Raw genomic sequence first — 906 nt, 5'->3', positions numbered from 1 at the left:
AAATTTGGAAGAAAAAGCATCAAAAAGCTTATTACAAATGGCGTATTGATGAGACGTACATCAAAATAAAAGGAAAATGGAGCTATTTATATCGTGCCATTGATGCAGAGGGACATACATTAGATATCTGGTTGCGTAAGCAACGAGATAATCATTCAGCATATGCGTTTATCAAACGTCTCATTAAACAATTTGGTAAATCTCAAAAGGTAATTACAGATCAGGCACCTTCAACGAAGGTAGCAATGGCTAAAGTAATTAAAGCTTTTAAACTTAGACCTGACTGTCATTGTACATCGAAATATCTGAATAACCTCATTGAGCAAGATCACCGTCATATTAAAGTAAGAAAGACAAGGTATCAAAGTATCAATACAGCAAAGAATATTTTAAAAGGTATTGAATGTATTTACGCTCTATATAAAAAGAACCGCAGGTCTCTTCAGATTTACGGATTTTCGCCATGCCACGAAATTAGCATCATGCTAGCAAGTTAAGCGAACACTGACATGATAAATTAGTGGTTAGCTATATTTTTTACTTTGCAACAGAACCCACATAAGATTGCTAAAAGAAGTTCTGTCCCAGTACTAATTGTTAAATAAACATAAGAAGTAAGAAATTTATTAATTCAAAAAGCCTAAATACTTTCTCACAAATCGAGAGAGTATTTAGGCTTTTTTATTTTTTAATTTTGGTTTGTGATTTTTTAGATTATTTTTTGATTAGTCGTTCTAAAAAAGATTAGACACGCATTTATGCCGAGAAAATTTATTGAAGTTGAGAAGAACCCTTAACTAAACTTGTAGACGAATGTCGGCATAGCGTGAGCTATTAAGCCGACCATTCGACAAGTTTTGGGATTGTTAAGGGTTCCGAGGCTCAACGTCAATAAAGCAATTGGAA

The 906-nt window shown here is 33.3% G+C and carries 1 protein-coding gene; it reads left to right on the top strand.

Annotation, left to right across the window (positions count from 1 at the left end; translation table 11 throughout):
- Positions 1-497: IS6 family transposase (locus tag ACJQQZ_RS12525; protein ID WP_408023172.1), on the top strand; the 497-nt coding region annotated here is incomplete at its 5' end.
- Positions 498-906 lie beyond the last annotated feature (409 nt).

The sequence above is a fragment of the Staphylococcus sp. KUGN1 genome, assembly GCF_045984185.1.
Taxonomy (GTDB): Bacteria; Bacillota; Bacilli; order Staphylococcales; family Staphylococcaceae; genus Staphylococcus; species Staphylococcus warneri_A.
This window is presented reverse-complemented; position numbering and strand designations above follow the sequence as displayed.